The following is a 24,569-nucleotide window of genomic DNA, read 5'->3' on the forward strand; positions in this document are numbered from 1 at the left end:
GGCGACCAGGTGCTACCATTCGGCATGGTCACCCCCGCTCCATCCGACGTCCGCCCGCGCACCAGTGACATGCAAGCCAGGGATACGGACCTTGCTCGTGCTTACGACAAGATCGCGGCGTGGTTCGACGAGCACCGCACCCGCGAACTCATCGAAAAGCCCTACCTCGACTACCTGGTCCAGGCGCTGAAGCCGGGTGCGTCGATCCTCGACCTCGGCTGCGGCACCGGCGAACCGATCCTGCGCTTCCTGGCCGAGCGGCAGTTCGAGCTCACCGGCGTCGATGCCAGCGCCGCCATGATCGCCATCGCGCGCACGCGTTTTCCGGACACGCGCTTGCTGGTCGGCGACATGCGAAAGCTGGCGCTCGACCGCAGATTCGAGGCCCTCATCGCCTGGCACAGCTTTTTTCATTTGCCGCATGACGACCAGCGGGCGATGTTCGCGGCCTTCTCGCATTGGCTGCATCCCGGTGGCATACTGGTGTTCACGTCGGGCAGCGCATATGGCGAGACCTGGAGCGATAACGGCGGAGAAGCGCTGTATCACGCCTCGCTCGACGCGGACGAATACCGCAGCCTGCTGGAGCGGCATGGGTTCGCCGTGCTGCGGCATGCGGCGGACGATGCGGCCTGCGGTGGCGCCACCGTATGGATCGCGCAGTATCGACCAGGAGAACATCATGAAACCGCGCCGGGACTATGACACCGCCAAACTGATCGACGCATCGATTGCAGCGCTGCGCGCGCAGGGCATGTACGCCGCGGCGCGCATGCTGAGCGAACAGGGCGTCCCCTTCGCCACCGCGCACCGCGTGCTGCGCCAGCCGGGCCTGCGCCGCACCTACGGCGACGCCGTCCTGCACTGATCAGCTGCGAACATTCCTGCACACGGCCTCAACATCGCCCATATCGCCGCTTTGCGCGCTTCATCACGCGTTTTTTGCACTTCGTCGCACGCCGATGGAAGCGCGGAGGACCGCTTGCTAATCTACTCCCATCGAAAGCCCGGACGCACACGCAAACGGGCCGCCAACCAACCGAAGGGAGCCTGAAAATGAACGTCCTCAAGCACATGGAAACGCTGTTCCTGGTCGCCGCACTCGCCGTTGTCGGCACCACCTACGCCGGCGCGCAGAGTTATAAAGCGCAGGTGCGCGCCGATGCGATGGTCTCGGTCGGCAGCGAGAAAATGGCGACCGTGAAGGTCGTCGGCAAGCGCCTGCCGGCTGCTACCAAGTTCGCCTGAGCCGCCCGGATCAGGCTTCGCTCAGATGCCGGATCGGTGTCCCGACGAAGCCGACCGTCACCAGCGCCAGCATCGCCACGCCGGCCCCGGCAAAGATGGCATCGAGGCCGACGGCGCCTGTTAGCCAGCCGCTCAGGGCTGCGGAGACCGGCGCCAGGCCCATGAACAGGAACATCAGCAGCGCCATGCCGCGCCCGAGCATGTCGGCACGGATGCGGCGCTGCAGCCATGAGATCAGCGCCACCTGCAGGTAGCCGGACACCAGGCCCAGTGCCAGCAGCAAGCCGATACCCTGCCACATGCCGGCCACGCCGGCCATGGCGATGAAGAGCAGGCCGACGGCGCCGTCGGCTACCAGCAGCGTGGTGCCGAAATTGGCGATGCGCAGGCCCGGACGGACGCCCGCGAATATCATCCCCGCCAGCATGCCGCCGCCGTGTGCGGCCATCAGGCTGCCGTAGGCACCGGCGCCGCCAAGACGCGCGGCCAGCAGCGGCAGCGCTACCTGCAGGGGACCGGACACGAACAAGGCCATCGCGCCCCAGTAAATAAAACAGGCGCGCAGGACCGTGTCGTCCCGGCAGTAGCGCAGCCCGGCCGCCAGGCTCGCCAGCAGCGGCGGCCTGTTTGCCGGCGCCGCGGCTTGCGCGAGCGGACGCACCTGCGCCAGCGTGAGCGCCGAGACCAGGTAGCTGAGCGCGTCCAGCAGCAGGGCAATCCCGAGACCGCGGGCATCGGCCAGGCCGCCGCCGGCAGCGCCGCCCGCATCGCCTCCAGCCACGATCAGCAGCCCAGCGAGCAGCGGGCCGGCCAGCATCGACACCTGGCGCATGCCCATCAGCACGCCGTTGGCCGGCGCCAGCAGGGCCGGTTCGAGCACGCCGGGAAGCAGGGCGCTGCCGGCCGGATAGGCGAAGGCCGTGCACAGGCCGATCGCCGCCGCCAGCACATACACCAGCGCCATGTCGATCCGGCCCATCAGCACCAGCGCGCCGAGCAGGCCGACCAGCAGCGCGCTGGCGCACTTGGTGGCCAGCAGGATGCGGCGCGGCGAGCTGCGGTCGACGAGGGCGCCGCCGACCAGCATGAAGAGCGCGCGCGGCGCGCCCATCGCCGCCAGCACGCCGCCCAGCGCCAGCGGATCGCCGCTCAGCTTCAGGACCAGCCAGGGCAGGGCGATCAGGGTGAACTGGTCGCCCAGCAGGGAGATGGCGCCGCCCCCGCACAGCCAGCGGAAATTCGTGTTGCGCCACAGGGCGCCGCGGTTCGGATCGGGCTTACGCATGGCTGGCCTCCTGCGCGTCGAGCCGTTCGATGCCGGCTTCCAGATAGGCCCGCAGCGGCGTGTCCCAGATGCTGCCCAGGGCCAGCAGCGGGTCAATGGCCTGGGCGTGCAGGATGCGCTTCCGGATGTCCGGGTCGCTGCCCCAGCACTCCTCGAACAGGCCGCGCCAGCGTACGCAGAGCGCCAGCACGTCCGGATCGCCGGGCGGGACGCCGCGTTCCATCAACGCCGACAGGTCGCGCGAGAGCGCCACCCAGGCGCCGTTCGGGTGGCGCAGGTAGCGCTCGCGGATCGCCTCCAGCTGCGCCGGTTCCAGGTGGCGCGCGTACAGGCCGAGACGGTAGTGGTTGGCGGCCTGGCCGACATAGTCGAGCAGCGCAGGGTCGAATCCGACGGCGGCCTGCAGCTGCGGTTCGTCGCGGTACAGGGCGTCCATCTTGAGCATCAGCGGCAGACTGCGCTTGAGGTGCGGGTCGACCAATGCCATCCAGCGGCGCGCACCGTCCTGGGCTGCCGGCGCGGAGGGCGGCACGCCGGCGCGCATGATGGCCCCGATCTCCGCGGTCAGCGCCTTCCAGGACGCCGCTTCGGCACCCCGGTTTTCCTGGGCATGGACGCGCCAGCGCGCCGTTTCTTCCGGCGTCAGGTGCTTGTCGAAGACCGCCATCAATTCCAGGGTCGTGAGCCATTCCTGCAGGTCCGGCTCGCTGGCGCTGGCAAAGCCTTCCTGCAGGCGCAGCAGGCGGTCGCGCAGCAGCGTGGCCTGCCCGATCTGGCTGTTCAGCTGCGCGACCTGCCGGGCGACGACGGCGCCGATGTCGGCGTGTTCACCGGCCAGCAGGGCGCCGGCTTCCTCGAGACCCAGGCCGAGGCGGCGCAAGGCTTGCACCTGGTGCAGGCGCGCGACGTCGCGTTCGTTGTACATCCGGTAGCCGTTGTCTGCCCGTCCGCTCGGGCGCAGCAGCCCGATGGCGTCGTAGTGGTGCAGGGTGCGCACGGTCAGGCCGGTTTGCCGTGCCAGTTGGCCGATCTTCAGCAGCATCGCGTTCTCCGCATATTGTCAAGTTCGCACAACAATAAAGCCTGACGCCGCGTGAGGGTCAAGCATTTTTGCCGATGAGGCAAGGCCGGGTGACGTACCATGGCCGGTATCCCAACGAATGGAGCACCCGTCGCCATGCATATCGCCATCCTGACTTTCGACGGCTTCAATGAACTCGACTCGCTGATAGCCTTCGGCATCCTGAACCGCGTCAAGAAGCCGGGATGGCGCGTTTCCATCGCCTGCCCGACGCCGCGCGTCACCTCGATGAACGGAGTCGTACTCGAAGCCCAGGCCTCCCTCTCCGAGGCGGCCCAGGCCGATGCGGTACTGATCGGAAGCGGCGCGCAAACGAGGGAAGTGGTGGCGAATGCGGCGCTGATGGACCAACTGAGGCTCGATCCCGGCCGGCAGTTACTGGGCGCCCAATGCTCGGGCACCCTGGTCCTGGCCAGGCTCGGATTGCTCGATCGCGTTCCCGCCTGTACCGACCTGCTGACCCGGCCATGGGTGCAGGAGGCCGGCGTCGAGGTCCTGCACCAGCCATTTTTCGCCAGGGGGAATATCGCGACGGCGGGCGGCTGCCTGGCCTCGCAGTATCTCGCCGCCTGGGTCATCGCCCGCCTGGAAGGAGTCGATGCGGCGCACGATGCGATGCATTACGTGGCGCCGGTGGGAGAAAAAGAGGAGTACATCGAGCGCATGCTCCACCATGTCGTCCCCTGCCTGACCCCGGCGGGATGACGCAAGCACAGGCCTGATCGGGTCGGCCGGACGCTCAGGCCGCCGGCGCCATGCCCTGGCCCTGCTGCCGGCGCGCGAGCTCCTGTTCCAGCGCGTCAAGGAAGATCTTGACCCGGGCCGGCGCGTAGCGCCGCGTCGGGGTCAGCGCCCACACCGACAGGTCTTCCATCGCCGCGTCTTCCAGCACGACGGCCACCAGCGCGCCGTCGCGCAATTGCTCGTGCACGTCCCAGTAGGTGAGCATGGCCAGGCCCAGCCCCTGCAAGGTGGCGGTGCGCACCGCATCGACGCTGCTCGTCGTGAAGCGCGCATTGACGCGCCTGCGCTGCAGTTCGCCATGCACCAGTACCGGCCAGCGCGGCACGCTGTGGAGCACGATGCATTGGTGCTCATCCAGGTCCGCCAACCGGGCCGGCATGCCATGGCGCGCGAGGTAGTGCGGGGCGGCGCAGATGATGCGGGGATTGCCCGCGATCCGCCTGGCGACGAGTTCCGAGTCTTCCAGCGTCGCGATGCGCAGCGCCAGGTCCAGGCCCTGTCCCACGATGTCCAGTACCCGGTCCGACAGGTCGAGGTCGATGCACAGGTCGGGGTGCTGTTCCAGCAGCGTCGTCAGGAAAGGCAGGATGATGGTCTGGCCGAAGACGCTGGGGGCGGTGAGCTTGAGGGTGCCGGACGCGGTGGCCGGCGCCGGATGCAGTTCGCCGCGCGCGCTTTCCTCGGCTTCGACGATCGTGTTTGCATAAGGAGAAAACGCCTCTCCTTCAGCCGTCAGCGCCACCGAGCGGGTGGTGCGGTGAAACAGGCGTACGCCAAGTTCCTGCTCGAGGACGGCGATGCGGCGCGATACCTGCATCGGTCCGATATTGAGCTGCCGCGCGGCGGCGGACAGACTGCCGGCGGCCGCCACTGCCAGGAAAATGCGTACGTCAGCGATCTGCATTTATAACCCATTTTGATAAGGCGGTTTCACACGAGCGCGGCTGTTTTTGTCGCGCCCGGTCCTCTAGGATGGTATCCGAAGCACTGCATCCGCAGGGCAAGCCAGATGAGGGAGCATACCGCATGACCGATTTCCAATCCCCGATTTTATCCGGACACGATATGAAGGGCCTCCATTTCCGTAACCGTCTGGCGGTGGCGCCAATGACGCGCGTGACCGCCACGGCCGCAGGCGTGCCGACCGCCGCCATGCGCGACTATTACACCCGCTTCGCCCGCGGCGGCTTCGGCCTGGTGATTACCGAAGGCCTGTACACCGACAAGGCCTATGCGCAAGGCTACCGCTACCAGCCCGGCATCGCCGACGACGAGCAGGCGCGTGCCTGGGCCGACATTACCGCCGCGGTCCACGGCGGCGGCGCGCTGGCGTTCGCGCAGCTGATGCATGCGGGGGCGCTCAGCCAGGACAATCCCTTCCGTTCGCATACCGCCGGGCCATCCGCGGTCCAGCCGGCCGGTGAACAGATGGGCTTTTATTATGGCGAAGGCCGCTACCCGACGCCCGTGCAGATGAGCGAACAGGACATCGCCGAGGCGATCGACGGCTTTGTCCAGTCGGCCCTGCGGGCGGTGCGCGTGGGCGGCTTCGACGGCGTCGAAATCCACGGCGCCAACGGCTACCTGCTGGACCAGTTCCTGACCGCCCACACCAACCTGCGCGACGACGGCTGGGGTGGCGACATACAGGGACGGGTGCGGCTGCTGGTGGAGGTGCTGCGCGCCGTCAAGGCGGCACTCGGCGACCAGGTGCCGGTGGGGATCCGCATCTCGCAAGGCAAGGTCAACGACTTCAAGGCCAAGTGGCCGGGCGGAGAGCGGGACGCGGCAGCGATTTTCGGCGCGCTGGCGCAAGCCGGGGCCGACTTCATCCACGTCACCGAGTTCGAAGCCTGGCAACCGGCTTTCGAGGGCGGCAGCGATACCCTCATCGCGCTGGCGCGGCGCCATGCGCCAGGCGTGACGATCATCGCCAACGGTTCACTGCACGCCATCGAGCGGGCCGCCGAAGCGCTGGAGCTGGGCGCGGACATCGTTGCGCTTGGCCGCGGGGCGCTGGCCAACCCGGACATGCCGAAGCTGTTCGAGAAGGGCATCGCGCCGCGTGAATTCGACGGCGCCATCCTCGGGCCGATTGCCAATATCAAGAACAGCGAACTGGCGTTCCAGGCCGCGGCCTGACCGTCAAGCCTGGAGTGCGCAGGCCGGGAGCGCTCTGCCGGCTTCGGATCCGTTCACGCTATGAGCGGAATCCCGCCGGCAGGCGCGGCATGGTCATGGTGAAGGTCGTGCCGTCGGCCGCATTCGATTCGACGCCGACCGTGCCTCCATGCGAATGGACGATTTGACGCGAAATATACAGGCCGATGCCCAGGCTCGTGCGTTCCATGTAGCCGCTGTCGGCGATGCCGGCGTTGGCGGCGATCCGCACCATCGGATCGAAAATGGTGCGGATGTGATCCACCGCGATGGGTGCGCCGCGGTTGTTAATCGTCACCACGACATCGTCGCCGTCGCCTGCCAGGCGCACCGACACGGGTTCGTCGGGGGTGCCGTACTGGATCGCATTGCCGATCAGGTTCGACAGCACCTGGGCCAGGCGGCTCTCGTCGAAAATCGCCTCGATCTTGGCCGGCACGTGCAGCTCGATCAGGCGCTCCGGGTGATAGGTCCGCATTTCGTCGACCACTTCTTCGCACACCCCCACCAGGTTGCCCAGCTTGACCTGGATCGGGATGCCGGGCCCGAGATGGGTGCGCGTGAAGTCGATCAGGTCGTTGATCAATTTGCTCATGCGCTTGGCGCTGTTGAACATCCTGGTGGCCACCAGCACGTACCTCGGCGGGATGTCGACCGCCTGCATCAGGAAGTTCGAGCCGGTGACCACGGTCCCGAGCGGGTTGCGCAGGTCGTGGCCGAGGATGGCCAGGAACATGTTCTGCGATTGCTTGACCATGAACTCATAGCGCGCCACCGACTCGGCCAGTGCCTGGTCGACCGCCTCGTTGAAGCGTGTCACGTCGCCCATGTTGGGCGTGCCGGCGTCCCCGACATCGGCCGCCCAGAGGGTGAGCACGCTCGAGCGCAGGGCGCGGTATTCCGACACTAGCTGGACCACCGTGTAGCCCGACAGCAGCCGCGCTTCGGCATGGATTTCCGCGGCCGTATCGTCCGGCCCGCGCTTTCCCAGCCCCTTCGACTTGGCGGAGCGCTCGCGCTCGGATTGCGCCGTTGCCAGGTCGGACGCGAAGGCGGTCAGCATCTGGCGGGCGTGGTCGCGCAATTCGGTGTCGTCCATGGTCAACGCGGGCGGCTCGATGGTGCGCGCAAAATCCTCCCATGCCTGCAAGATGGATTCCATCTTGTCGTGGATGAAATTGCCGAGTCGGTGTTGGGTCATTGTTTATTTGAATCCTGATTGCTCCCGATTCAGCGCGATTCGCCTCGAACGGGTTTGCGGATCTTAACAGTCATTTCTTCGTTCCTAATAAATGAAGGGAAAATGCACAGGGCCGAAATTAAATCCGAAATGATTAGGCAAATCCGGAAAATACCTGTATCTTCCATCTCGCACTACATCAAGTCGTTGTTATTGTTGGTCTTTCTTTCCCGCCTTGCCTTTTCGGCAGTCCTGTTTGATTTCCTCCGTTACTCCCCCTCTTGGTCGTAAGTGCATTTCGGGCATCTTCGCCCCATGCAAAACAAGGAATGTAAAATGACTACTCAAACCGGCACCGTCAAATGGTTCAACGATGCAAAAGGCTTCGGCTTCATCACGCCTGATGCAGGCGGCGGCGACTTGTTCGCCCATTTCCAGGATATCCAGTCGGAAGGCTTCAAGAGCCTGGCCGAAAACCAGCGCGTTTCGTTCGTGCGCTCGACCGGTCCTAAAGGCGAAAAAGCCGGAAGCATCTGCGCGATTTAATTCGCCGATGCGGATAACCGGCGCGCACCACGCAGATAGCATGGGCGCTGCCGCGCTTATTCGGCAATATAAAAACCCGCCCATTGGCGGGTTTTTTGCATTTGCGGATGGAGTTTGCCAGGAAAGACGGTTTTAATTTAAGCTGGCACTCGTCCGATTCCGGATTCATCCAATAACACCACCTTCGATATGTAATCGAAGCCAGACAAGGAGACAGCATGTTCAGTCACGTCATGATCGGTTCGAACGACATCGAACGCTCGAAGCGCTTTTACGACGCCGTACTCGGCACACTCGGGGCAGGCGAACCGTTCCGCAACCAGGGACCTTCCGGCCACACCCGGCTGTTCTATCGCCACGAGGGCAGCAGCTTCGGCATCACCGAACCGATCAACGGCGAAGCGGCGACCTGCGCGAACGGCGGCACGATCGGTTTCAAGTGCAGCTCGCCCGAGCAGGTGCAGCAATTCCACGACGTCGCGCTGGCGCATGGCGGCACCTCGATCGAGGACGCGCCCGGCCTGCGCGAAGGCGCCATGGGCGCGCTGCACCTGGCCTATGTGCGCGACCCGGACGGCAACAAACTCTGCGCGCTGTACCGCGTGAAGTAGGCATCATCCGGCCCGCTTCCTGGCCCGGCAGCTCCCGGTGCCGGGCCAGGAATTACACGTATCCCCCATCTTCGCCGATCCCGCCAGCCGCTGCGGCGTGACGGCACATGCCACCTTCTTGCAAGGTGACACCAAAAAATTCCTCCGTTCACATTTATTGCTTAAGCATATTTTTCACGCTATGGTCGGGCCGGCTCTCCCGTTTCGGTCGCGCACGATGTCCGGGTGGCTGCTCTGTTCGTTCAACCGCTGTTCATCCCTTGCGTGGAGGATGCGTGAAATACATCGGAGTGGATTCTCCCCTGAAGCGCAGGGTTCCCCGACTGTCTTTGTATTATCTGCAGCGCGTGATCACCAACCCCGTGCTTCGCCGAGCGTCGATTTCCCTGCTGCGGTTCTGGGTGGCGTGCCGGACCGGGCGCTTCCGGACTGGAGCTGGTGGGAGCAGCGAGCTCGTGTCGGCATTGCGGACCGACGGCATCGCACCCCTGGGGCAGGTGCTGTCGGATGAACAGTGCAGGGAGGTGCTCCTGCACCTGGCGGACAAGTACGTCGCGGCCCGCGGTGCGGTCCCGTTCATCGTGGACGGCAGGCCCGACGGCGTGGCCTTCGCCAATTACGCCCTGGCTGACCTGGTGACCTGTCCCTATCTGCTCGCCCTGTCGAACAGCCCGGCGCTCCTCGACCTGGCCAGGCAGTACCTGGGATGTACGCCGACCCTGTCCGGGCTCAGTGCGCGCTGGTCCTTTCCGGGGGAATCGGCATCCGGGGACGTCCAGAAATTCCATCGCGATTCGGAAGACTGGCTGGCCTTTCGGATCATGGTTTACCTGACCCCGGTCGACGATGCGAGCGGCCCGCATGTCTACGTGAGGGGCACGCACCTGGACCGGCGAACAGCACGTTTGCCTGTGCTGGACGATGCCGCGGTGCACGCGCGCTTCGGTGCGCGCATCGCGCGGCAAACCGGCGCGCAGGGCTTCGGGTTCGCGGTCGATACGGCGGGACTGCACAAGGGCGAGACGCCGCGCCGCGCCGCGCGCCTGCTGCTGTCCTTCCAGTATTCGATCCTGCCCTGCTTCCTGTACGAGTACGAGCCCGAATACCTCGCGACCCTGCCTCATGACCCCTATATCAACCGGCTGATCGTGCGCAGCCGGCCGGCCAGTGGCGGCAGGGAAGTGGCGGCGGGCGAACTGGAAGAGGCAGAACTCGGCAGCGTGGCATGACGGCCGCGGCCGCCATTCAGGCGGCTCCGTGGCGCGGCATCTCCAGGTGCTGGTCCAGGAACTCCACGCACACCCGCAGCTTCGCCGACCCGGCCAGGCGCTGCGGGTACACGGCCCACACGTTCGCCTCCTGCGTGTACTCCGGCAGCACCACGGCCAGGGTGCCGGCGTCCAGGTAGGGCTGGGCATCCCAGCGCGAACGCAGCACGATGCCGGCGCCGTCGAGCGCCCAGCGCAGCGCGATCTCGCCGTGGTTGGTCGACAGCGCGCCCGACACTTTGACCGTCTCTTCCCCGTTTTTCCCGCGCAGGCGCCAGACGCCGAAGGGGTGGTCGCGCTCCTTGATCGGCAGGCACTGGTGGCCGGCGAGGTCCTGCAGATTCTTCGGCGTGCCGTGGCGCGCCAGGTAGGCAGGGGAGGCGCACAGGATGCGGCCGTTCGGGCGCAGGCGGCGCGCGATCAGTTGCGGGGCGATCTCGTCGCCCACGCGCACGTCGAGATCGAAGCCTTCGGCCACGGTATCGACCAGGCGGTCGAAGACTTCGAAGCGGATCTGCAGGCCCGGATAGGCCGCGGCCAGCCGCGCGATCGCCGGCGCCACCAGCTTGCGCCCGAAGCCGAAGCTGCTGCAGATGCGCAGCATGCCGCTGGGTGCGCGGCGCCGTTCGGAGACCTCGTCGATCAGGTCGTCGAGGTTCTCGAGGATGGTTTGCGCGCGCGCGTACACCTGTTCGCCGTCGCCCGTGATGACGATGCGGCGCGTGGTGCGCTGGAACAGGCGGACGTTCAGGATGCCTTCCAGCACGCCGATGCGCTTGCTCACATAGGCCGGCGACATGCCGAGCTCTTCCGCGGCGGCCGCGAAGCTGCCCTTGCGCACCACGGTGACGAAGACACGCAGGTCGTCATTCTGAAGGAGATTGTTCACGATTCGTGTCCTTTGCATTCACGTCAGTGGCGATTATAAACGCCCTGTAATGCGTTATGCTGGTATCCATTCGTTACCACCCAGACCCAGGAGAGAGACATGAAAACCCACAAGATCGCCGTGATCGCCGGTGACGGCATCGGCAAGGAAGTGATGCCGGAAGGCCTGCGCGCCCTCGAGGCGACCGCCAGACGTTTCGACATCGGGCTCGAGTTCACCACCTTCGAATGGGCCGATTGCGACTATTACGCCAAGCACGGCAAGATGATGCCGGACGACTGGAAGGAGCAACTGAGCGGCTTCGAGGCGATCTATTTCGGCGCCGTCGGCTGGCCGGATATCGTGCCCGACCACATCTCGCTGTGGGGTTCGCTGTTGAAATTCCGCCGCGAATTCGACCAGTACGTGAACCTGCGCCCGGTGCGCCTGATGCCTGGCGTGCCGTGCCCGCTGGCGAACAAGAAGCCCGGCGACATCGATTTCTATGTGGTGCGCGAAAACACCGAAGGCGAGTATTCGTCGGTGGGCGGGCGCATGTTCGAAGGGACCGAGCGCGAACTGGTGCTGCAGGAAGCCGTCTTTACCCGCCACGGCACCGACCGCATCCTGAAGTACGCCTTCGAACTGGCCCGGCGCCGTCCGAAGAAACACCTGACCGCCGCCACCAAGTCGAACGGCATCGCGATCTCGATGCCCTACTGGGACGAGCGCGTGGCCGCCATGGGCGAGCAGTACGGCGACGTCAAGTGGGACAAGTACCACGTCGACATCCTGGCCGCGCGCTTCGTGCTGTCGCCGGAACGCTTCGATGTGGTGGTCGCTTCGAACCTGTTCGGCGACATCCTGTCGGACCTGGGGCCTGCCTGCGCCGGCACGATCGGCATCGCGCCCTCGGCCAACCTGAACCCGGAGCGGACCTTCCCGTCGCTGTTCGAGCCGGTCCACGGTTCCGCGCCCGACATCTACGGCAAGAACATCGCCAACCCGATCGCGATGATCTGGTCGGGCGCGATGATGTTCGAGTTCCTGGGGCAGGGCGATGCGAACTACACGGCCGCCCACGACGCCATCGTGCAGGCGATGGAAACCTGCCTGACCCAGGGTCCGCGCACGCCGGACATGGGCGGCACGGCGAATACGACCGAAGTCGGCAAGGCCATCGCCGAGTACCTGCGCACGCAGGCGTAAGCAGCTCCTTGCAGCCGGAGGTGCCGCCTGCAACGGCAGCGCATCCGGCGAATCGTGCAGTTCGTCGCAAAACGGGCGTGTGCGGGAAGGCTTCGATTTACGATGATTTCACTGCAAACAAAAAGGAAATCATTATGCGCACTTTGCCACCCGTCCTTGCACTCGTCCTAGCCCTCTGCGCCGCCGGTGCCGCATCGGCCGCCGACCAGGTGCGTGCCGCCGCACCCTTCACCTCGATCAACGTGCAGGGTCCAATCAGCGTCTACGTCGACGCAAGTGCGGCGCAGCAGTCGCTGACCGTGCGTGGCGGCGACAGGTTCCGGAATGGTCTGGCGAGCGAAGTCGTGAACGGCGAGCTGCGCCTGCGCATGCGCGACAAGGAAGTACCCCTTCACCTGGGCGACCAGCGCATCATCATCGCCATGCCCCAGCTGCGCGCATTCAATGCCGAAGGGGCCGGCGAAATCAAACTCGATAACGTGCGCGGCGAGCGCCTCGACGTGGGCTACCGCGGCGCCGGCAGCATGGCCATCAGCGGCCAGGTGAAAACGTTCAAAATGACGGCCGAAGGCGTGGGCGAGGTCGACGCCAAAGCCCTGATCGCGAACGAGACCGATATCCGCTTCCAGGGCATCGGCGACGTCAAGGTGTACGCAAAGGAGAAGCTGGACGTGAAAGTGCAGGGCATGGGCAGCCTCAGCTATTACGGCCGCCCGCGCACCGTCAACAAGTCGGTGCAGGGACTGGGATCGGTCAGCGCGGGAGACTGACTCACTCGAGCGAGCGCTGCAATGAGAAAACCCTGCCGCGGCAGGGTTTTTATTCATTCAGGACGCGGACTGCGTACTGTTTACTTCTTCGCGCGACGGGTCGCCGCCAGGCCGGCGAGGCCGAGGCCGAGCAGGCCCAGGGTCATCGGCTCGGGCACTTCGCCGTCCTTCAGGTCGAGCACGACCATCGTGTTCTGATTGAAGGCCAGTCCTCGCCAGTTCACGTACAGCACGTTGCCGACGACCGAGACGTTCGCCGCGCTGAAGTTGCCCATGTTGGTTGCCGCGTTGACGGTGAACGCCGGCAGCGCCTCGGTCAGGTTGGTCAATGCAAAACCGTTATAGGAAGTCGAACTCCAGTTGGCCGAACCGTTGTACGTGAAGTCGACCGACACCTGGCGATCCGTGATGTTCATCGCAAAGTACGGATTGAACGTGACACCCAGGCCGTCGGCATCGACCGTGCCGCTACCGATACTAGCGTATTGGGTATCGATGCTGGGAAACAGGTAATCGACCTTGACCTGATCGTTCAGCAAGCCCGCATTTGCCGATTGTGCGAAGGCGGAAAGAAGAACTGCTGCTGCAAGTGCGGAGAAGCGTTTCATGTAATACCCCTAGTTGTGGTTTGTTGTAACTCATGCACAGCAAAATGCAGAAATTTAAATTGTTTAAAATCAATGTATTGGCGTGACAGAGGTTTGCATGTGTAAATATTCCCGACAAGGGTCAAGACTCCGTCATCGACAGTGCGCGGGTAGCTGTGCTCGCGCGCGGGCCCAGCCGTACTTCGATATCGGTGGAAGATCGGGAAATTGCGTAAAGACAACGTGAAACTGTTTCAGATGTAATCAAACGTTTCAATGTGAACTGGGTAACACGATGTTGCCGCATAGAATGTTATTGTCCTTTCAGCGCCCATCAGGCGAGCTCTTTTTTGAAAGGTATTCCATGCAACCGACCTCCCTCCGTACCAATCTTCTTCTTGGCAGCATCGTCGCCGCGGCCACCCTGAGCGCCTGCGGCGGTGGCGGAGGAGGCAGCGCGCCGGCGGCCGCGCCGGTCGCCACCATGGGCACCCTCTCGGTTGCCATGACCGACGCTCCAGCCTGCGGCTTCGAAGCCGTCAACGTCACCGTCGTCAAGGTGCGCGTCAACAAGAGCTCGACCGCCGGCGAAACGGATTCCGGCTGGACCGACATCACCCTGGCCAGCCCGAAAAAGGTCAACCTGCTCAATCTCACCAACGGCGTGCTCGAAACCCTGGGCCAGACCTCGCTCGAGGCCGGCCAGTACAACCAGATCCGCCTCGTCCTCGACGCCAACACCAGCGGCACCGCCAACACCGTGCTGGTAACCGGCGCCAAGGCCGAACAGCCGCTCGAGACCCCGAGCGCCGTCCAGAGCGGCATCAAGTTGAACGGCAGCTTCACCGTGGAAGCGGGCGCGCGTTCGGACGTCGTGATCGACTTCGACGCCTGCAAATCGGTGGTCGCACGCGGCAAGACCAACTATGCCCTGAAGCCGGTCATCAAGATGATCCCGGCCGCCATCAACGGCATCAACGGTTTCGTGAACACTGCCTTGCTGGCCAACGGCGTCACCGTCTCGGCCCAGCAGAACGGCAATATCGTCAGCGCCACCACCCCGAACGCGAGCACCGGCGAATTCTTCCTGTCGCGCCTGGCCCCAGGCAGCTACGACGTCGTCATCACCGCCAATAACAGCGCGGCGGCCGTCGTCGGCGCGGTGCCGGTCGCATCGACCACCAGCACCACCACGCTCAGCACCGCGGCCGCGCCGATCGCGCTGCCGGCCAGCACCGTGGGCACGATCGGCGGCACGGTCACCATGACGCCGCCAAGCAGCACCGAGGCAGCCTATGTCGCGGCCAAGCAGTCCTTCGCCTCGGGCCCGACCGTCACCATCAAGTACCAGGGCGCGGACCTGGCCACCGGCGCCTACACGATCGCCAACCTGCCGGTGGTCGCACCGCAGTACGCGGCCTACAGCGCCACGCTGCCCTTGAGCTTCGCCGCTTCGGCGGGCCTCTCCGCCGGCAGCTACCGTGTCGACGCCTCGGCCACCGGCTACACCGCCAAGTCGGTCGACGGCGTGAACATCGCCACCGCCAACGCGACCGGCGTCAACTTCACGCTGACGCCGTAATCGGTGCCTTCCGCTGCGCCGGCGATTCGTCCGGCGCAGCGCTCCGTGTCGCTGTAAGATAGTCAACCTTACAACCATCGACCGGAGGGATGCACATGAAGGATCTCGTACAGGACGGCGACAGCCTCGTTGGCGCCAGCAGTTTCGAAGACGGCGTCGATCGCCGTGTGTTCCTGAAAGTGGCCGTCGGCGGCGCCGCCAGCAGCGCCTTTGCCGCTGCTGCCTTGCCGGTCACGGCGCAAACCCTGGTCCAGACCGATACCACGGGCCTCTCGGCCGGCGACCACATCATCGTCATCAACGGCCAGGACGTGCCGGTCTACCGGGCCCAGCCCGAGGGCAAGACCAACCCGCCGGTCATCCTCGTCATCTCCGAAATCTTCGGCGTCCATGAACACATCAAGGACGTGGCGCGCCGCTTCGCCAAGGCCGGCTACATGGCCGTCGCACCCGACCTGTTCGTGCGCGCGGGCGACGCCGGCAAGGTCGCCAACATCGCCGACCTGATGAAGGACATCGTCGGCAAGACCCCGGATGCGCAGGTCATGTCCGACCTCGACACCGTCGTCACCTGGGCGAAGCAAAGGGGAGGGGACACCGAGCGCCTCGGCATCACGGGTTTCTGCTGGGGCGGGCGCATCACCTGGCTGTACGCGGCGCACAACCCGAAGGTCAAGGCGGGCGTAGCCTGGTATGGGCGCCTGGTCGGCGACGCGACGGCGAACTCGCCGAAGCATCCGATCGACATCGCCGCCAACCTCAAAACCCCGGTGCTGGGCCTGTACGGCGGCAAGGACACGGGCATTCCGCTCGACACGGTCAACCGCATGAAGGCGGAACTGGCGAAGGGCAACAGCAAGTCGGAATTCGTGGTCTATCCGGATGCGGGCCACGCCTTCCATGCGGACTACCGTCCGAGTTACAACGAGGCCGATGCGAAGGACGGCTGGAGGCGCGCGCTGGACTGGTTCCGCAGCCACGGCGTCGTCTGAAGTAGCACGCGTGCCGGCCGGGAGCGGTACAATGCCCGGCTTGCCACGCCCAGTAAGAACAAGAGGCCTCACATCGACCCGATTCTCATCTCCATCCTGCTGGCGACCCTGATCGCCGGCGTCGTCAGCATCTCGGCCGCGGCTGTATTTTCGTTCACGCTGCTCTCCAAAATGGTGGAGCGGCTGGTCAGCCTGTCGGTCGGCATCATGCTCTCGACCTCGCTGCTGCACGCACTGCCCGAGGCCTTCGAGTCGCACGCCGACCCGCGCAAGCTGTTCGGCGCGCTGCTGGCCGGCCTGCTTGCCTTCTTTTTTCTCGAGAAGCTGGCGCTGCTGCGCCATTCGCACCACCACGAAGGCGACGGCCACCATCACGCCCACGGCCACGATGCGCACGCGGCGGGCAAGTCCGGCTGGATGATCCTGATCGGCGACGGCATGCACAATTTCACGGACGGCATCCTGATCGCGGCAGCCTTCCTGGCCAATCCGGAGCTGGGCATCGTCACGGCGCTGGCGATCGTCGCCCACGAGATCCCGACCGAGATCGGCGATTTCATCGTCCTGCTCAACGCCGGCTTCTCGCGCATGCGCGCCTACGTGTTCAACCTGCTGTGCAGTTTGCTGTCGGTGGCGGGGGGCTTGATCGGCTATTACACGCTGGACCGGGCCAGCGGGCTGATTCCGTACGTGCTGGTGTTCGCGTCGTCGGGGTTTATTTATATCGCGGTGAGCGATCTGATGCCGCAGATGCAGAGGCGGGCGACGGTGAAGGATTCGATTCCGCAGGTGTTGTTGATCGGCCTGGGCGTGGCGATGGTGTTGTTCTTGACGGCGGGGCATTAACGGTCGCTTCGCGGTCGCGGTGGGGTATGCCGCGGCACGTACGCGTGGGCTCGGGAGCCCACCCTGCAAAGGTGGTGCACCGTAGGGTGGGCACTTGTACCCACCCGGTAGCACGTTCGATCAATCGAGACCGATTTACCCTTTTGCGACCGGCCGCGCCGGATCGCTGCTCCACTCGCTCCACGACCCCGGATACAAGGCCGCACCCGGCATCCCCGCCACCTCCAGCGCCAGCAGGTTGTGACAGGCCGTCACCCCCGACCCGCACTGCATGATGGCCTTTTCAGGATCATCGATCACCCCTGAAAATTCCTCACGCAGCTGTTCCGGCGCCTTGAAGCGGCCGTCGTTGTGCAGGTTGTCCTTGAAGAAGCGGTTCTTCGCGCCCGGGATATGCCCGCCGACCGGATCGATCGTCTCGTTCTCGCCCCGGAAACGGTCGGCCGCGCGCGCGTCGACCACGGTGCGTTTCTCCGTCTCGATATTCTCCAGTACCTCGGCCACCGTCACGGTCGGTACGAAAGGCGCGTGCAGAGCGATGGTGCCGGACCTGCGCGGCTCTGGTGGATCGGCCGACAAAGGCTGTCCCAAGGCTTGCCAGGCCGGCAGCCCGCCGTCGAGCACGGCCGAGGCCTCATGCCCGATCCAGCGCAGCAGCCACCACAACCTTGCCGCGTACATGCCGCCGTGGGCGTCGTAGGCGACGACCTGGGTGCTGTCGTTCACGCCCCAGCGGCGCAGGGTGTCGACCAGTGCGTCCTTCGAGGGCAGCGGATGGCGGCCGCGGAATACGCCGTCTTCTCCGCGTTTTTCGCCCGACAGTTCGGTTTCCATGTCGGCGAACAGCGCGTGCGGCAGGTGGCCGGCCGCATAAGCCGCGCGGCCAAAGGCGAGGTCGGCGAGGTCGTGCCGGCAGTCGACGACGACCCAGTCCGGATCGTCGATATGGGCCGCGAGGTCGGCGGCGGAAATCAGGGTCGTGTACATGGGCTTCCTCACAGTTCGCTGGCGATCGGGTCGGTCTTCTTGATGGCGGCGCCCTTCGGCGTGCTCTTCGTATTGTAGAACGTCGCGGCGATGCCGGACGCCAGGATCACGCCGATCCCCAGCCACACGTGCCAGTCGAAGCGGTCGCCCCAGAGCGCCAGGCCCCACAGGCTGGAAAACACGATGCCGGTGTACTGCAGGTTCGCCACCACCAGCACCTTGCCGACCCGGTAGGCGCGCGTCATCGCCATCTGCGCCATCAGGGCGGCCGCGCCGATCCCCAGCAGCAGCACCGCGCCGCCCGTCGTATGGCCATGGAAGGGCATGCCGACGCTCTGGCCGTCGCCGGCCAGCACGCCGGCCAGGCCGGCCACCGCGGTCGTCAGCGAGAAGTAGAAGACGACGCGGTATTCCGGTTCGCCCATCTGCCCCAGTTTGCGCACCTGCATGTAGGCCATCGCCGAGATCACCGACGAACAGATGCCGGCCAGGCCGCCCAGCCACTGGTGCGATTCGACGGCCGGCTGCAGCACCAGGGTGACGCCGAAGAAGCTGGCGCCCACGGCGACGATCAGCGGCCACTCGACGGTATTCGTTTTCGACCACCAGCCGGCCAGGAACAGGCCGGCGGCGATCCAGATCGGCGCCATGTAGTTCAGGGTCATGGCGGTGGCCAGCGGCAGTTTGCCGATCGCGAAGAACCACAGCCAGAGCGAGGTCACGCCCACAAGGCTGCGAAACAGGTGTTCTTTCGGGAAGGGCGTGCGGAAGCTGCCGCCGCGGTGGCGGACCATGGCGAACAGGATCACGGAGCCGATCAGGCCGCGGTAGAAAAGGAGTTCGGAGGTGGTGTAGAACTCGGAGGCCAGTTTCACGCCGGCGCCCATGGCGGCAAACGCGAAGCTGGCGAACAGCATCCAAAGTGAAGGCATTACGGTCCAGTCGTTACAAGAATCAGGTAGACGATACAGCAGCTTGCGAAGGCGTGCCCGGCACCGCCCGGCGTCCCATCAGGCCGGCCGCAATGCAGGAGCCGAGAATCACGGCGATGCCGGCCCAGACGGTCCAGTGAAAAGCGTCGCCCCAGATCCAGCCGCCGAGGAGGCTGGAAAAGACGATGCCGCTGTACTGCAGGTTGGCCACGACCAGCGTGCGCCCGAGGCGGTAGGCGCGGGTGAGTGCCAGCTGGCCGGCGGTGCCGGTGAGGCCGACGCCGAGCAGCAGGGCGACGCCGCCCCAGCTGGACGGATGCGTGGGTGGGTTGGAAGGCAGTGCCAGCATCCCCGCCAGCCCGGCCACCACGTTCAGCAGCGAAAAATAGAACACGACCCGGTATTCCGGTTCGCCCTTGCGGCTCAACCTGCGCACCATCAGGTAGGCCAGCGCGGCCAGGGCGCCGGAAGCGAGCGCCATCAGGCCGCCCAGCCACTGGTCGGCGCCAAAGGCCGGACGCAGCACCAGCACGACACCGATGAAACTGACGAGGATCGCGCCGACCAGAGGCCACGCGACACGTCGTTCACCGCGCCACAGGCTCATGCCGACCAGGGCCACGGCGGTCCAGATCGGCGACATGTAGTTGAGGGTGACGGCGGTGGCCAGCGGCAGGCGGGTAATCGCGGCGAACCAGAGCCACAGCGAGATCACGCCGAGCAGGCCGCGCCAGAGATGGGACAGCGGTTCATTCGTGGCGAGGGAACGGCCGGAGACACGGGCCATGAAAAACAGCAGCGCAACCCCGACCAGGCCGCGCACGGTGACGATCTGCGCAATGGAATACTGTTCGGCCGCCAGCTTCACGCAAGTGCCCATCAGGGCAAAGGCGAAGCTGGCGAACAGCATCCATAGGCCAGGCATGCGTTACAGGTCTATCTTGCTGCGATACCACTCATGGAAGTGCTGCATCCCGTCTTCCATCGGCGATTGATACGGCCCGACTTCGTTGACGCCGCGATCGAGCAGGATCTTGCGGCCCGCATCCATGCGCTGGGCGATCTCGTCGTCCTCGACGCAGGTTTCCATGTAGGCCGCGCGTTCGGCTTCGACCAGCTCGCGCTCGAACAGGGCGATCTCTTCCGGATAATAAAACTCGACCACGTTGCGCGTCCTCGTGGGGCTTAGCGGCCACAGCGTCGACACCACCAGCACGTTCGGATACCACTCGACCATGATGTTCGGGTACAGGGTCAGCCAGATCGCGCCCTGTTTCGGCTCCTTGCCGCCATTGAACTTCAGGACCGCTTCCTGCCATTTTTTATAGGTCGGCGAGCCGGCCTTCTGCAGGCCGCGGTTCACGCCGACGGTCTGTACGCTGTAGTCGCGGCCGAAGTCCCATTTCAGGTCTTCGCAGGAGACGAAATTGCCCAGGCCCGGGTGGAAGGGCTCGACGTGGTAATCCTCCAGGTAGACCTCGATGAACGTCTTCCAGTTGTAGTCGACGTCATGGATCTCGACGTGGTCGAACAGGTAGCCGGAAAAGTCGAGGTCCTTCGAGACCGACATCTGCTTGAGCTTGTCCATCACGTCGTAGCCGTTCTGCTCGAACAGCAGGCCGTTCCAGCTTTGCAGCGGCGACTTGGACAGGTTGAGGCAGGGCGTCTCCGCGAAATGCGGGGCGCCGATCAGCTCTCCCTTGAGGTCGTAGGTCCAGCGGTGCAGTGGGCAGACGATGGTGTTGGCGTTGCCGCGGCCATTGAACATCAGCGCCTGGCGGTGACGGCAGACGTTGGACAGCACCTCGATGCCGTTGGCATTGCGCACGAGCATGCGGCCTTCGTTTTCGGAAGGCAGGGTCGCGAAATCGCCCGTTTCCGGCACCATCAGTTCATGGCCGACGTAGCGCGGTCCCTTCTGGAACAGCTGCTCGATTTCGCGCTGCAACAGCGCATTGTCAAAATATACATTTACCGGAAGCTGAGCGCAGGAGCGCGCCAGCTTGGCGTGGGTAGCCAGATCGGACATCCCAACCCCCCTTTATAAAAGCATCACCGCAAAGAAGAGAAAGAATCCAAAGACCAGTATTTTTTTGGAAGGAAATACGGTATTTCGGACAGAACCGGAGATTATAGCGTGGAACGAGCTCAGCCGTCCCCGATCAACGTGGTCCGTCGCGTGATTGTGGTGCGCAATGGCACAGATAGTGCCGGAAAGGCATGGTTTTCATGAATTCAAAGGCGGTTGCGCTTTCGACGAACTGTTCTATTTAGCAGCTCGGCAATCGCGCCGGACCACCCCTAGGGTGTGGATTGTTTTAAAATACGCGATTCAACTCCCGCGTGGCGCACCCGATGCGCATGGCGGGATCGCCGGCCCAACAAGAAGACACTATGGCAATCAATTCAAACGCGGGAGCAGCGGAGTCGAACACCAGCCCGGCCTCCTTCGAGGAAGCAATGGCTGAGCTGGCCCAGCTCGTCACCCAGATGGAAGGCGGCCAGCTGCCGCTGGAAGCTTCGGTCGCGGCCTATGCGCGCGGCTCGGAGCTGGTGAAGTTTTGCGCGGCCCAGCTGGAAAAGGTCGAGTCCCAGGTGAAGGTGCTCGAGGGCGACATGCTCAAACCCTTCAGCGCCGACGGCGCGGGCGAGGGCGCGTAATGACGCAGATGCTGACGGAGGAACTGCCGTTCGCAGCCTGGATGGCCGGCGTGCAGGCCGAGGTCGAGGATGCGCTCTCGGACTATCTGCCGCCGGCGCACCTGGTGCCGCACAAGCTGCACGAGGCGATGCGCTACACGGTACTTGGCGGCGGCAAGCGCGTGCGTCCGCTGCTGGTCTACGCCAGCGGCGCCTTGTTCGGAGCCGACCCGCAGGCACTGGCGCGTGCCGCCAGCGCGCTGGAGATGATCCACGCCTATTCGCTGGTGCACGACGACATGCCCTGCATGGACGACGACGAACTGCGCCGCGGCAAACCGACGGTGCACGTCGCCTACGACGAAGCGACCGCCCTGCTGGTCGGCGACGCGCTGCAGGCCCAGGCTTTCCAGGTACTGAGCGGAACCGACACGCTGCCGCCCGTGCGCCTGATCGGCATGCTGCGCCTGCTGGCCGAAGCGGCGGGCTCGAGCGGCATGTGCGGCGGCCAGGCGATCGACCTCGACAGCGTCGGCCTGGCCTTGAGCCTCGAGCAGCTCGAGCGCATGCACCAGCTGAAAACCGGCGCCCTGCTGCGCGCATCGGTGCTGCTGGGCGCCCTGTGCGGCAAGGAGTTGACTGACGCCGAACTGGAAAGTTTAAAAGCCTATTCGAAGGCGGTCGGCCTGGCGTTCCAGGTCGTCGACGACGTGCTCGACGCCACGGCCGATTCGGCCACGCTCGGCAAGACCGCCGGCAAGGATGCGGCCGACAACAAGCCGACCTATGTGTCGATCCTCGGCCTGGAAGAATCGAAAGCACTGGCGCAGAAATTGCGGCGCGACGCGCATGACGCGCTGGCGCCATTTGGAGAACAAGCACTGCGGCTGCGCGAACTCGCGGACCTGATCGTGCAGCGGAAGGCCTAAATGAAACTGCTAGAAACCATCAACGACCCGTCTGACCTGCGCATGCTGCCGCGCACGCAACTGACGCCGCTCGCGGACGAGCTGCGCCAGTTCCTGCTGCATTCGGTCTCGAAAACGGGTGGCCACCTGTCCTCGAACCTGGGGACGGTCGAACTGACCATCGCGCTGCACTACGTGTTCGAGACGCCGCACGACCGCATCGTCTGGGACGTGGGCCACCAGACCTATTCGCACAAGATACTCACGGGCCGCCGCGAGCGCATGAACACGCTGCGCCAGCTGAACGGCCTGTCGGGCTTCCCGAAGCGCGACGAAAGCGAATACGACACCTTCGGCACCGCGCACTCGTCGACCTCGATCTCGGCCGCGCTCGGCATGGCCGCCGCCGCCAAGCTGAAGGGCGAGCACCGCCACGCGATCGCCGTGATCGGCGACGGCTCGATGACGGCCGGCATGGCCTTCGAGGCGCTGAACAATGCGGGCGTTGAGGAAGACTGCAACCTGCTGGTGGTCCTGAACGACAACGACATGTCGATCTCGCCGCCGGTGGGCGCGCTGAACCGCTACCTGGCGCGCTTGATGAGCGGCCAGTTCTACGCCGCCGCCAAGACGGTCGGTAAAAGCGTGCTGCCCGGTCCCGTGCTCGACCTGGCGCGCAAGATCGAGGAACACGCGAAGGGCATGGTGGTTCCGGCCACGATGTTCGAGGAATTCGGTTTCAATTACATCGGCCCGATCGACGGCCATGATCTCGATTCGCTGATCCCGACGCTGGAAAACATCAAGAAGCTCAAGGGCCCGCAGTTCCTGCACGTGGTCACAAAAAAGGGCCAGGGCTACAAGCTGGCCGAGGCCGAACCGATCCTGTACCACGGCACCGGCAAATTCAATCCGACCGAGGGCATCATCCCGGCCACGGCGCCCGCGAAGATCACCTACACCGAAGTCTTCGGCAACTGGCTGTGCGACATGGCGGCGGCAGACCCGCGCCTGGTCGGCATCACGCCGGCGATGCGCGAGGGCTCGGGCATGGTGCGCTTCCATGCGCAATACCCGGAGCGCTATTTCGACGTCGGCATCGCCGAGCAGCACTCGGTGACCTTCGCCGGCGGCCTCGCCACCGAAGGCATGAAGCCGGTGGTCGCGATCTACTCGACCTTCCTGCAGCGCGCCTACGACCAGCTGATCCACGACGTGGCGCTGCAGAACCTGGACGTGACCTTCGCACTGGACAGGGCCGGCCTGGTCGGCGCCGACGGTGCCACGCACGCCGGCAATTACGATTTGTCCTATCTGCGCTGCATCCCGAACATGGTCGTCATGGCGGCTTCCGACGAGAACGAGTGCCGGCAGATGCTGACCACCGCTTACCACTACCCGGGTCCGGCGGCGGTGCGCTATCCCCGCGGCGCCGGCATCGGCGCGGCCATCCAGCAGGAACTCACCTCGATCGAGATCGGCAAGGGCGAGATCAAGCGCAAGGGCGAGAAGATCGCCATCCTGGCCTTCGGCTCGATGGTGGCGCCGAGCCTGGGCGCGGCCAGCGAACTGAATGCGACGGTTGCCAACATGCGCTTCGTGAAACCGCTCGACCTCGAGCTGGTGAAACAGCTGGCGCTCGAACACGAGGTGCTGGTGACGGTGGAAGAGGGCGCGACCATGGGCGGCGCGGGCAGCGCCGTGGCCGAAGCACTGGCCGCAAACGGCATCGTGAAGCCGTTGCTGATCCTCGGCCTGCCGGATAAGTTCATCGACCAGGGCGACCCGGCGGCGCTGCTGGCCTCGGTCGGGCTCGATGCCAAGGGCATCGCCGCCTCGATCCGCGCGCGCTTTGGCGCGGCGGGGGAACCCAGGCTGGTGGTCAACAACACCTGAAGCAGGAGCAAATAAAAAAGCGGCGCTGATGCGCCGCTTTTTTTCATTGCGCAATAGAAATAATCGTTTCAAAAACCTGAAATGATAGGATAAATAAATCGGAAAACTTTACAGTTGCCGTATGTCATCAGTAACAATTTACCCTAAGTCATTGATTTGTAAGTAATCGCCTTAGCTGGCACGGGTATTGCATATAGAGGCTACAACCCAACTGAAGAGAAATGACTGA

The 24,569-nt window shown here is 64.8% G+C and carries 26 protein-coding genes; 16 read left to right on the top strand and 10 right to left on the bottom strand.

Annotation, left to right across the window (positions count from 1 at the left end; genetic code table 11):
* Nucleotides 1-69 precede the first annotated feature (69 nt).
* From ACI48I_RS09595 to ACI48I_RS09605, 3 genes are all read left to right on the top strand, one after another.
* Nucleotides 70-705: a class I SAM-dependent DNA methyltransferase gene (locus ACI48I_RS09595; RefSeq protein WP_498574032.1), complete on the top strand. Its 636-nt coding sequence runs from the start codon at nt 70-72 to the stop codon at nt 703-705.
* Nucleotides 683-868, top strand: coding sequence for a hypothetical protein (locus tag ACI48I_RS09600; protein ID WP_193687118.1), 186 nt, complete (start codon nt 683-685; stop codon nt 866-868). The genes ACI48I_RS09595 and ACI48I_RS09600 overlap by 23 nt, the downstream gene beginning before the upstream one ends.
* Before the next feature lie 188 nt (nt 869-1,056).
* Nucleotides 1,057-1,248 carry a hypothetical protein gene (locus ACI48I_RS09605; protein WP_498574033.1) on the top strand — a complete coding sequence of 64 codons (192 nt, stop codon included), beginning with the start codon at nt 1,057-1,059 and terminating at the stop codon, nt 1,246-1,248.
* 10 nt (nt 1,249-1,258) lie between these two features.
* Here ACI48I_RS09605 and ACI48I_RS09610 read toward each other — a convergent pair whose 3' ends face one another.
* Together ACI48I_RS09610 and ACI48I_RS09615 are read right to left on the bottom strand one after the other, a co-directional pair.
* Nucleotides 1,259-2,533: an MFS transporter gene (locus tag ACI48I_RS09610; RefSeq protein ID WP_498574034.1), complete on the bottom strand. Its 1,275-nt coding sequence runs from the start codon at nt 2,531-2,533 to the stop codon at nt 1,259-1,261.
* Nucleotides 2,526-3,575, bottom strand: a complete 1,050-nt coding sequence (locus tag ACI48I_RS09615) for a MerR family transcriptional regulator (RefSeq protein WP_498574035.1) — start codon at nt 3,573-3,575, stop codon at nt 2,526-2,528. Before ACI48I_RS09615 ends, ACI48I_RS09610 begins: the two co-directional genes overlap by 8 nt.
* Nucleotides 3,576-3,710: 135 nt before the next feature.
* Here ACI48I_RS09615 and ACI48I_RS09620 point away from each other — a divergent pair, with 135 nt between their 5' ends.
* On the top strand, nt 3,711-4,319 hold the full coding sequence (locus ACI48I_RS09620; protein ID WP_193687114.1) for a DJ-1/PfpI family protein: 609 nt from the start codon (nt 3,711-3,713) through the stop codon (nt 4,317-4,319).
* A gap of 34 nt (nt 4,320-4,353) precedes the next feature.
* Here ACI48I_RS09620 and ACI48I_RS09625 read toward each other — a convergent pair whose 3' ends face one another.
* Nucleotides 4,354-5,262: a LysR family transcriptional regulator gene (locus tag ACI48I_RS09625; RefSeq protein WP_193687113.1), complete on the bottom strand. Its 909-nt coding sequence runs from the start codon at nt 5,260-5,262 to the stop codon at nt 4,354-4,356.
* A gap of 161 nt (nt 5,263-5,423) precedes the next feature.
* Between ACI48I_RS09625 and ACI48I_RS09630 the strand changes: the two genes are divergently transcribed.
* Nucleotides 5,424-6,500, top strand: coding sequence for an NADH:flavin oxidoreductase (locus ACI48I_RS09630; protein ID WP_498574036.1), 1,077 nt, complete (start codon nt 5,424-5,426; stop codon nt 6,498-6,500).
* A 58-nt stretch (nt 6,501-6,558) separates the two neighbouring features.
* Here ACI48I_RS09630 and ACI48I_RS09635 read toward each other — a convergent pair whose 3' ends face one another.
* The gene (locus ACI48I_RS09635) at nt 6,559-7,719 is read right to left on the bottom strand and encodes a sensor histidine kinase (protein ID WP_193687111.1); all 1,161 of its coding nucleotides are present in this window, start codon (nt 7,717-7,719) and stop codon (nt 6,559-6,561) included.
* A gap of 315 nt (nt 7,720-8,034) precedes the next feature.
* Between ACI48I_RS09635 and ACI48I_RS09640 the strand changes: the two genes are divergently transcribed.
* The 3 genes from ACI48I_RS09640 (at nt 8,035) to ACI48I_RS09650 (ending at nt 10,084) form a co-directional block, all read left to right on the top strand.
* Entirely contained in the window at nt 8,035-8,244 is a 210-nt protein-coding gene (locus ACI48I_RS09640) for a cold-shock protein (RefSeq protein ID WP_192053319.1), read from the top strand.
* 218 nt (nt 8,245-8,462) lie between these two features.
* The gene (locus ACI48I_RS09645; protein ID WP_498574037.1) at nt 8,463-8,855 is read left to right on the top strand and encodes a VOC family protein; all 393 of its coding nucleotides are present in this window, start codon (nt 8,463-8,465) and stop codon (nt 8,853-8,855) included.
* Between the two features lie 455 nt (nt 8,856-9,310).
* Nucleotides 9,311-10,084: a phytanoyl-CoA dioxygenase family protein gene (locus ACI48I_RS09650; protein ID WP_498574038.1), complete on the top strand. Its 774-nt coding sequence runs from the start codon at nt 9,311-9,313 to the stop codon at nt 10,082-10,084.
* Nucleotides 10,085-10,100: 16 nt separating this feature from the next.
* Here the strand turns inward: ACI48I_RS09650 and ACI48I_RS09655 are convergent, their stop codons facing one another.
* Nucleotides 10,101-11,012: a LysR substrate-binding domain-containing protein gene (locus tag ACI48I_RS09655; protein WP_193687108.1), complete on the bottom strand. Its 912-nt coding sequence runs from the start codon at nt 11,010-11,012 to the stop codon at nt 10,101-10,103.
* Between the two features lie 99 nt (nt 11,013-11,111).
* Between ACI48I_RS09655 and ACI48I_RS09660 the strand changes: the two genes are divergently transcribed.
* Both ACI48I_RS09660 and ACI48I_RS09665 read left to right on the top strand, forming a co-directional pair.
* Entirely contained in the window at nt 11,112-12,200 is a 1,089-nt protein-coding gene (locus tag ACI48I_RS09660) for a tartrate dehydrogenase (protein WP_498574039.1), read from the top strand.
* Nucleotides 12,201-12,334: 134 nt separating this feature from the next.
* Nucleotides 12,335-12,970 carry a head GIN domain-containing protein gene (locus tag ACI48I_RS09665; RefSeq protein WP_498574040.1) on the top strand — a complete coding sequence of 212 codons (636 nt, stop codon included), beginning with the start codon at nt 12,335-12,337 and terminating at the stop codon, nt 12,968-12,970.
* A gap of 80 nt (nt 12,971-13,050) precedes the next feature.
* On the opposite strand, the gene ACI48I_RS09670 is transcribed toward ACI48I_RS09665, so the two are convergent.
* The gene (locus ACI48I_RS09670; RefSeq protein WP_498574041.1) at nt 13,051-13,578 is read right to left on the bottom strand and encodes a PEP-CTERM sorting domain-containing protein; all 528 of its coding nucleotides are present in this window, start codon (nt 13,576-13,578) and stop codon (nt 13,051-13,053) included.
* 343 nt (nt 13,579-13,921) lie between these two features.
* On the opposite strand from ACI48I_RS09670, the gene ACI48I_RS09675 reads away from it, so the two are divergent.
* From ACI48I_RS09675 to ACI48I_RS09685, 3 genes are all read left to right on the top strand, one after another.
* The gene (locus ACI48I_RS09675; protein ID WP_498574042.1) at nt 13,922-15,139 is read left to right on the top strand and encodes a DUF4382 domain-containing protein; all 1,218 of its coding nucleotides are present in this window, start codon (nt 13,922-13,924) and stop codon (nt 15,137-15,139) included.
* A 95-nt stretch (nt 15,140-15,234) separates the two neighbouring features.
* Nucleotides 15,235-16,131 carry a dienelactone hydrolase family protein gene (locus ACI48I_RS09680; RefSeq protein WP_498574043.1) on the top strand — a complete coding sequence of 299 codons (897 nt, stop codon included), beginning with the start codon at nt 15,235-15,237 and terminating at the stop codon, nt 16,129-16,131.
* A gap of 129 nt (nt 16,132-16,260) precedes the next feature.
* On the top strand, nt 16,261-16,977 hold the full coding sequence (locus tag ACI48I_RS09685) for a ZIP family metal transporter (RefSeq protein ID WP_227496724.1): 717 nt from the start codon (nt 16,261-16,263) through the stop codon (nt 16,975-16,977).
* A gap of 135 nt (nt 16,978-17,112) precedes the next feature.
* On the opposite strand, the gene ACI48I_RS09690 is transcribed toward ACI48I_RS09685, so the two are convergent.
* Genes ACI48I_RS09690 through ACI48I_RS09705 form a run of 4 tightly spaced genes read right to left on the bottom strand, consistent with a single transcriptional unit; the run spans nt 17,113 to nt 20,925 of the window.
* Nucleotides 17,113-17,964, bottom strand: a complete 852-nt coding sequence (locus ACI48I_RS09690) for a sulfurtransferase (protein WP_498574044.1) — start codon at nt 17,962-17,964, stop codon at nt 17,113-17,115.
* 8 nt (nt 17,965-17,972) lie between these two features.
* The gene (locus tag ACI48I_RS09695) at nt 17,973-18,896 is read right to left on the bottom strand and encodes a DMT family transporter (protein WP_498574045.1); all 924 of its coding nucleotides are present in this window, start codon (nt 18,894-18,896) and stop codon (nt 17,973-17,975) included.
* A 22-nt stretch (nt 18,897-18,918) separates the two neighbouring features.
* Nucleotides 18,919-19,821 carry a DMT family transporter gene (locus ACI48I_RS09700; protein WP_498574046.1) on the bottom strand — a complete coding sequence of 301 codons (903 nt, stop codon included), beginning with the start codon at nt 19,819-19,821 and terminating at the stop codon, nt 18,919-18,921.
* Between the two features lie 3 nt (nt 19,822-19,824).
* Nucleotides 19,825-20,925, bottom strand: a complete 1,101-nt coding sequence (locus ACI48I_RS09705) for an aromatic ring-hydroxylating oxygenase subunit alpha (protein ID WP_193687100.1) — start codon at nt 20,923-20,925, stop codon at nt 19,825-19,827.
* Between the two features lie 365 nt (nt 20,926-21,290).
* On the opposite strand from ACI48I_RS09705, the gene ACI48I_RS09710 reads away from it, so the two are divergent.
* The 3 genes from ACI48I_RS09710 to dxs are packed head-to-tail and all read left to right on the top strand — an operon-like array spanning nt 21,291 to nt 24,340.
* Nucleotides 21,291-21,557 carry an exodeoxyribonuclease VII small subunit gene (locus tag ACI48I_RS09710; RefSeq protein ID WP_193687099.1) on the top strand — a complete coding sequence of 89 codons (267 nt, stop codon included), beginning with the start codon at nt 21,291-21,293 and terminating at the stop codon, nt 21,555-21,557.
* Entirely contained in the window at nt 21,557-22,465 is a 909-nt protein-coding gene (locus tag ACI48I_RS09715; protein WP_498574047.1) for a polyprenyl synthetase family protein, read from the top strand. Before ACI48I_RS09710 ends, ACI48I_RS09715 begins: the two co-directional genes overlap by 1 nt.
* Entirely contained in the window at nt 22,466-24,340 is a 1,875-nt protein-coding gene (dxs, locus tag ACI48I_RS09720; protein WP_193687098.1) for a 1-deoxy-D-xylulose-5-phosphate synthase, read from the top strand.
* The last annotated feature ends 229 nt before the right edge of the window (nt 24,341-24,569 follow it).

Source organism: Massilia sp. LXY-5, assembly GCF_059801075.1.

Excerpts from the sequence above, each read along its gene's own strand:
- ACI48I_RS09595 (WP_498574032.1), top strand. The coding sequence starts at position 70 with ATGCAAGCCAGGGATACGGACCTTGCTCGTGCTTACGACAAGATCGCG.
- ACI48I_RS09600 (WP_193687118.1), top strand. The coding sequence starts at position 683 with ATGAAACCGCGCCGGGACTATGACACCGCCAAACTGATCGACGCATCG.
- ACI48I_RS09605 (WP_498574033.1), top strand. The coding sequence starts at position 1,057 with ATGAACGTCCTCAAGCACATGGAAACGCTGTTCCTGGTCGCCGCACTC.
- ACI48I_RS09610 (WP_498574034.1), bottom strand. The coding sequence starts at position 2,533 with ATGCGTAAGCCCGATCCGAACCGCGGCGCCCTGTGGCGCAACACGAAT.
- ACI48I_RS09615 (WP_498574035.1), bottom strand. The coding sequence starts at position 3,575 with ATGCTGCTGAAGATCGGCCAACTGGCACGGCAAACCGGCCTGACCGTG.
- ACI48I_RS09620 (WP_193687114.1), top strand. The coding sequence starts at position 3,711 with ATGCATATCGCCATCCTGACTTTCGACGGCTTCAATGAACTCGACTCG.
- ACI48I_RS09625 (WP_193687113.1), bottom strand. The coding sequence starts at position 5,262 with ATGCAGATCGCTGACGTACGCATTTTCCTGGCAGTGGCGGCCGCCGGC.
- ACI48I_RS09630 (WP_498574036.1), top strand. The coding sequence starts at position 5,424 with ATGAAGGGCCTCCATTTCCGTAACCGTCTGGCGGTGGCGCCAATGACG.
- ACI48I_RS09635 (WP_193687111.1), bottom strand. The coding sequence starts at position 7,719 with ATGACCCAACACCGACTCGGCAATTTCATCCACGACAAGATGGAATCC.
- ACI48I_RS09640 (WP_192053319.1), top strand. The coding sequence starts at position 8,035 with ATGACTACTCAAACCGGCACCGTCAAATGGTTCAACGATGCAAAAGGC.
- ACI48I_RS09645 (WP_498574037.1), top strand. The coding sequence starts at position 8,463 with ATGTTCAGTCACGTCATGATCGGTTCGAACGACATCGAACGCTCGAAG.
- ACI48I_RS09660 (WP_498574039.1), top strand. The coding sequence starts at position 11,112 with ATGAAAACCCACAAGATCGCCGTGATCGCCGGTGACGGCATCGGCAAG.
- ACI48I_RS09665 (WP_498574040.1), top strand. The coding sequence starts at position 12,335 with ATGCGCACTTTGCCACCCGTCCTTGCACTCGTCCTAGCCCTCTGCGCC.
- ACI48I_RS09670 (WP_498574041.1), bottom strand. The coding sequence starts at position 13,578 with ATGAAACGCTTCTCCGCACTTGCAGCAGCAGTTCTTCTTTCCGCCTTC.
- ACI48I_RS09675 (WP_498574042.1), top strand. The coding sequence starts at position 13,922 with ATGCAACCGACCTCCCTCCGTACCAATCTTCTTCTTGGCAGCATCGTC.
- ACI48I_RS09680 (WP_498574043.1), top strand. The coding sequence starts at position 15,235 with ATGAAGGATCTCGTACAGGACGGCGACAGCCTCGTTGGCGCCAGCAGT.
- ACI48I_RS09690 (WP_498574044.1), bottom strand. The coding sequence starts at position 17,964 with ATGTACACGACCCTGATTTCCGCCGCCGACCTCGCGGCCCATATCGAC.
- ACI48I_RS09695 (WP_498574045.1), bottom strand. The coding sequence starts at position 18,896 with ATGCCTTCACTTTGGATGCTGTTCGCCAGCTTCGCGTTTGCCGCCATG.
- ACI48I_RS09700 (WP_498574046.1), bottom strand. The coding sequence starts at position 19,821 with ATGCCTGGCCTATGGATGCTGTTCGCCAGCTTCGCCTTTGCCCTGATG.
- ACI48I_RS09705 (WP_193687100.1), bottom strand. The coding sequence starts at position 20,925 with ATGTCCGATCTGGCTACCCACGCCAAGCTGGCGCGCTCCTGCGCTCAG.
- ACI48I_RS09710 (WP_193687099.1), top strand. The coding sequence starts at position 21,291 with ATGGCAATCAATTCAAACGCGGGAGCAGCGGAGTCGAACACCAGCCCG.
- ACI48I_RS09715 (WP_498574047.1), top strand. The coding sequence starts at position 21,557 with ATGACGCAGATGCTGACGGAGGAACTGCCGTTCGCAGCCTGGATGGCC.
- dxs (WP_193687098.1), top strand. The coding sequence starts at position 22,466 with ATGAAACTGCTAGAAACCATCAACGACCCGTCTGACCTGCGCATGCTG.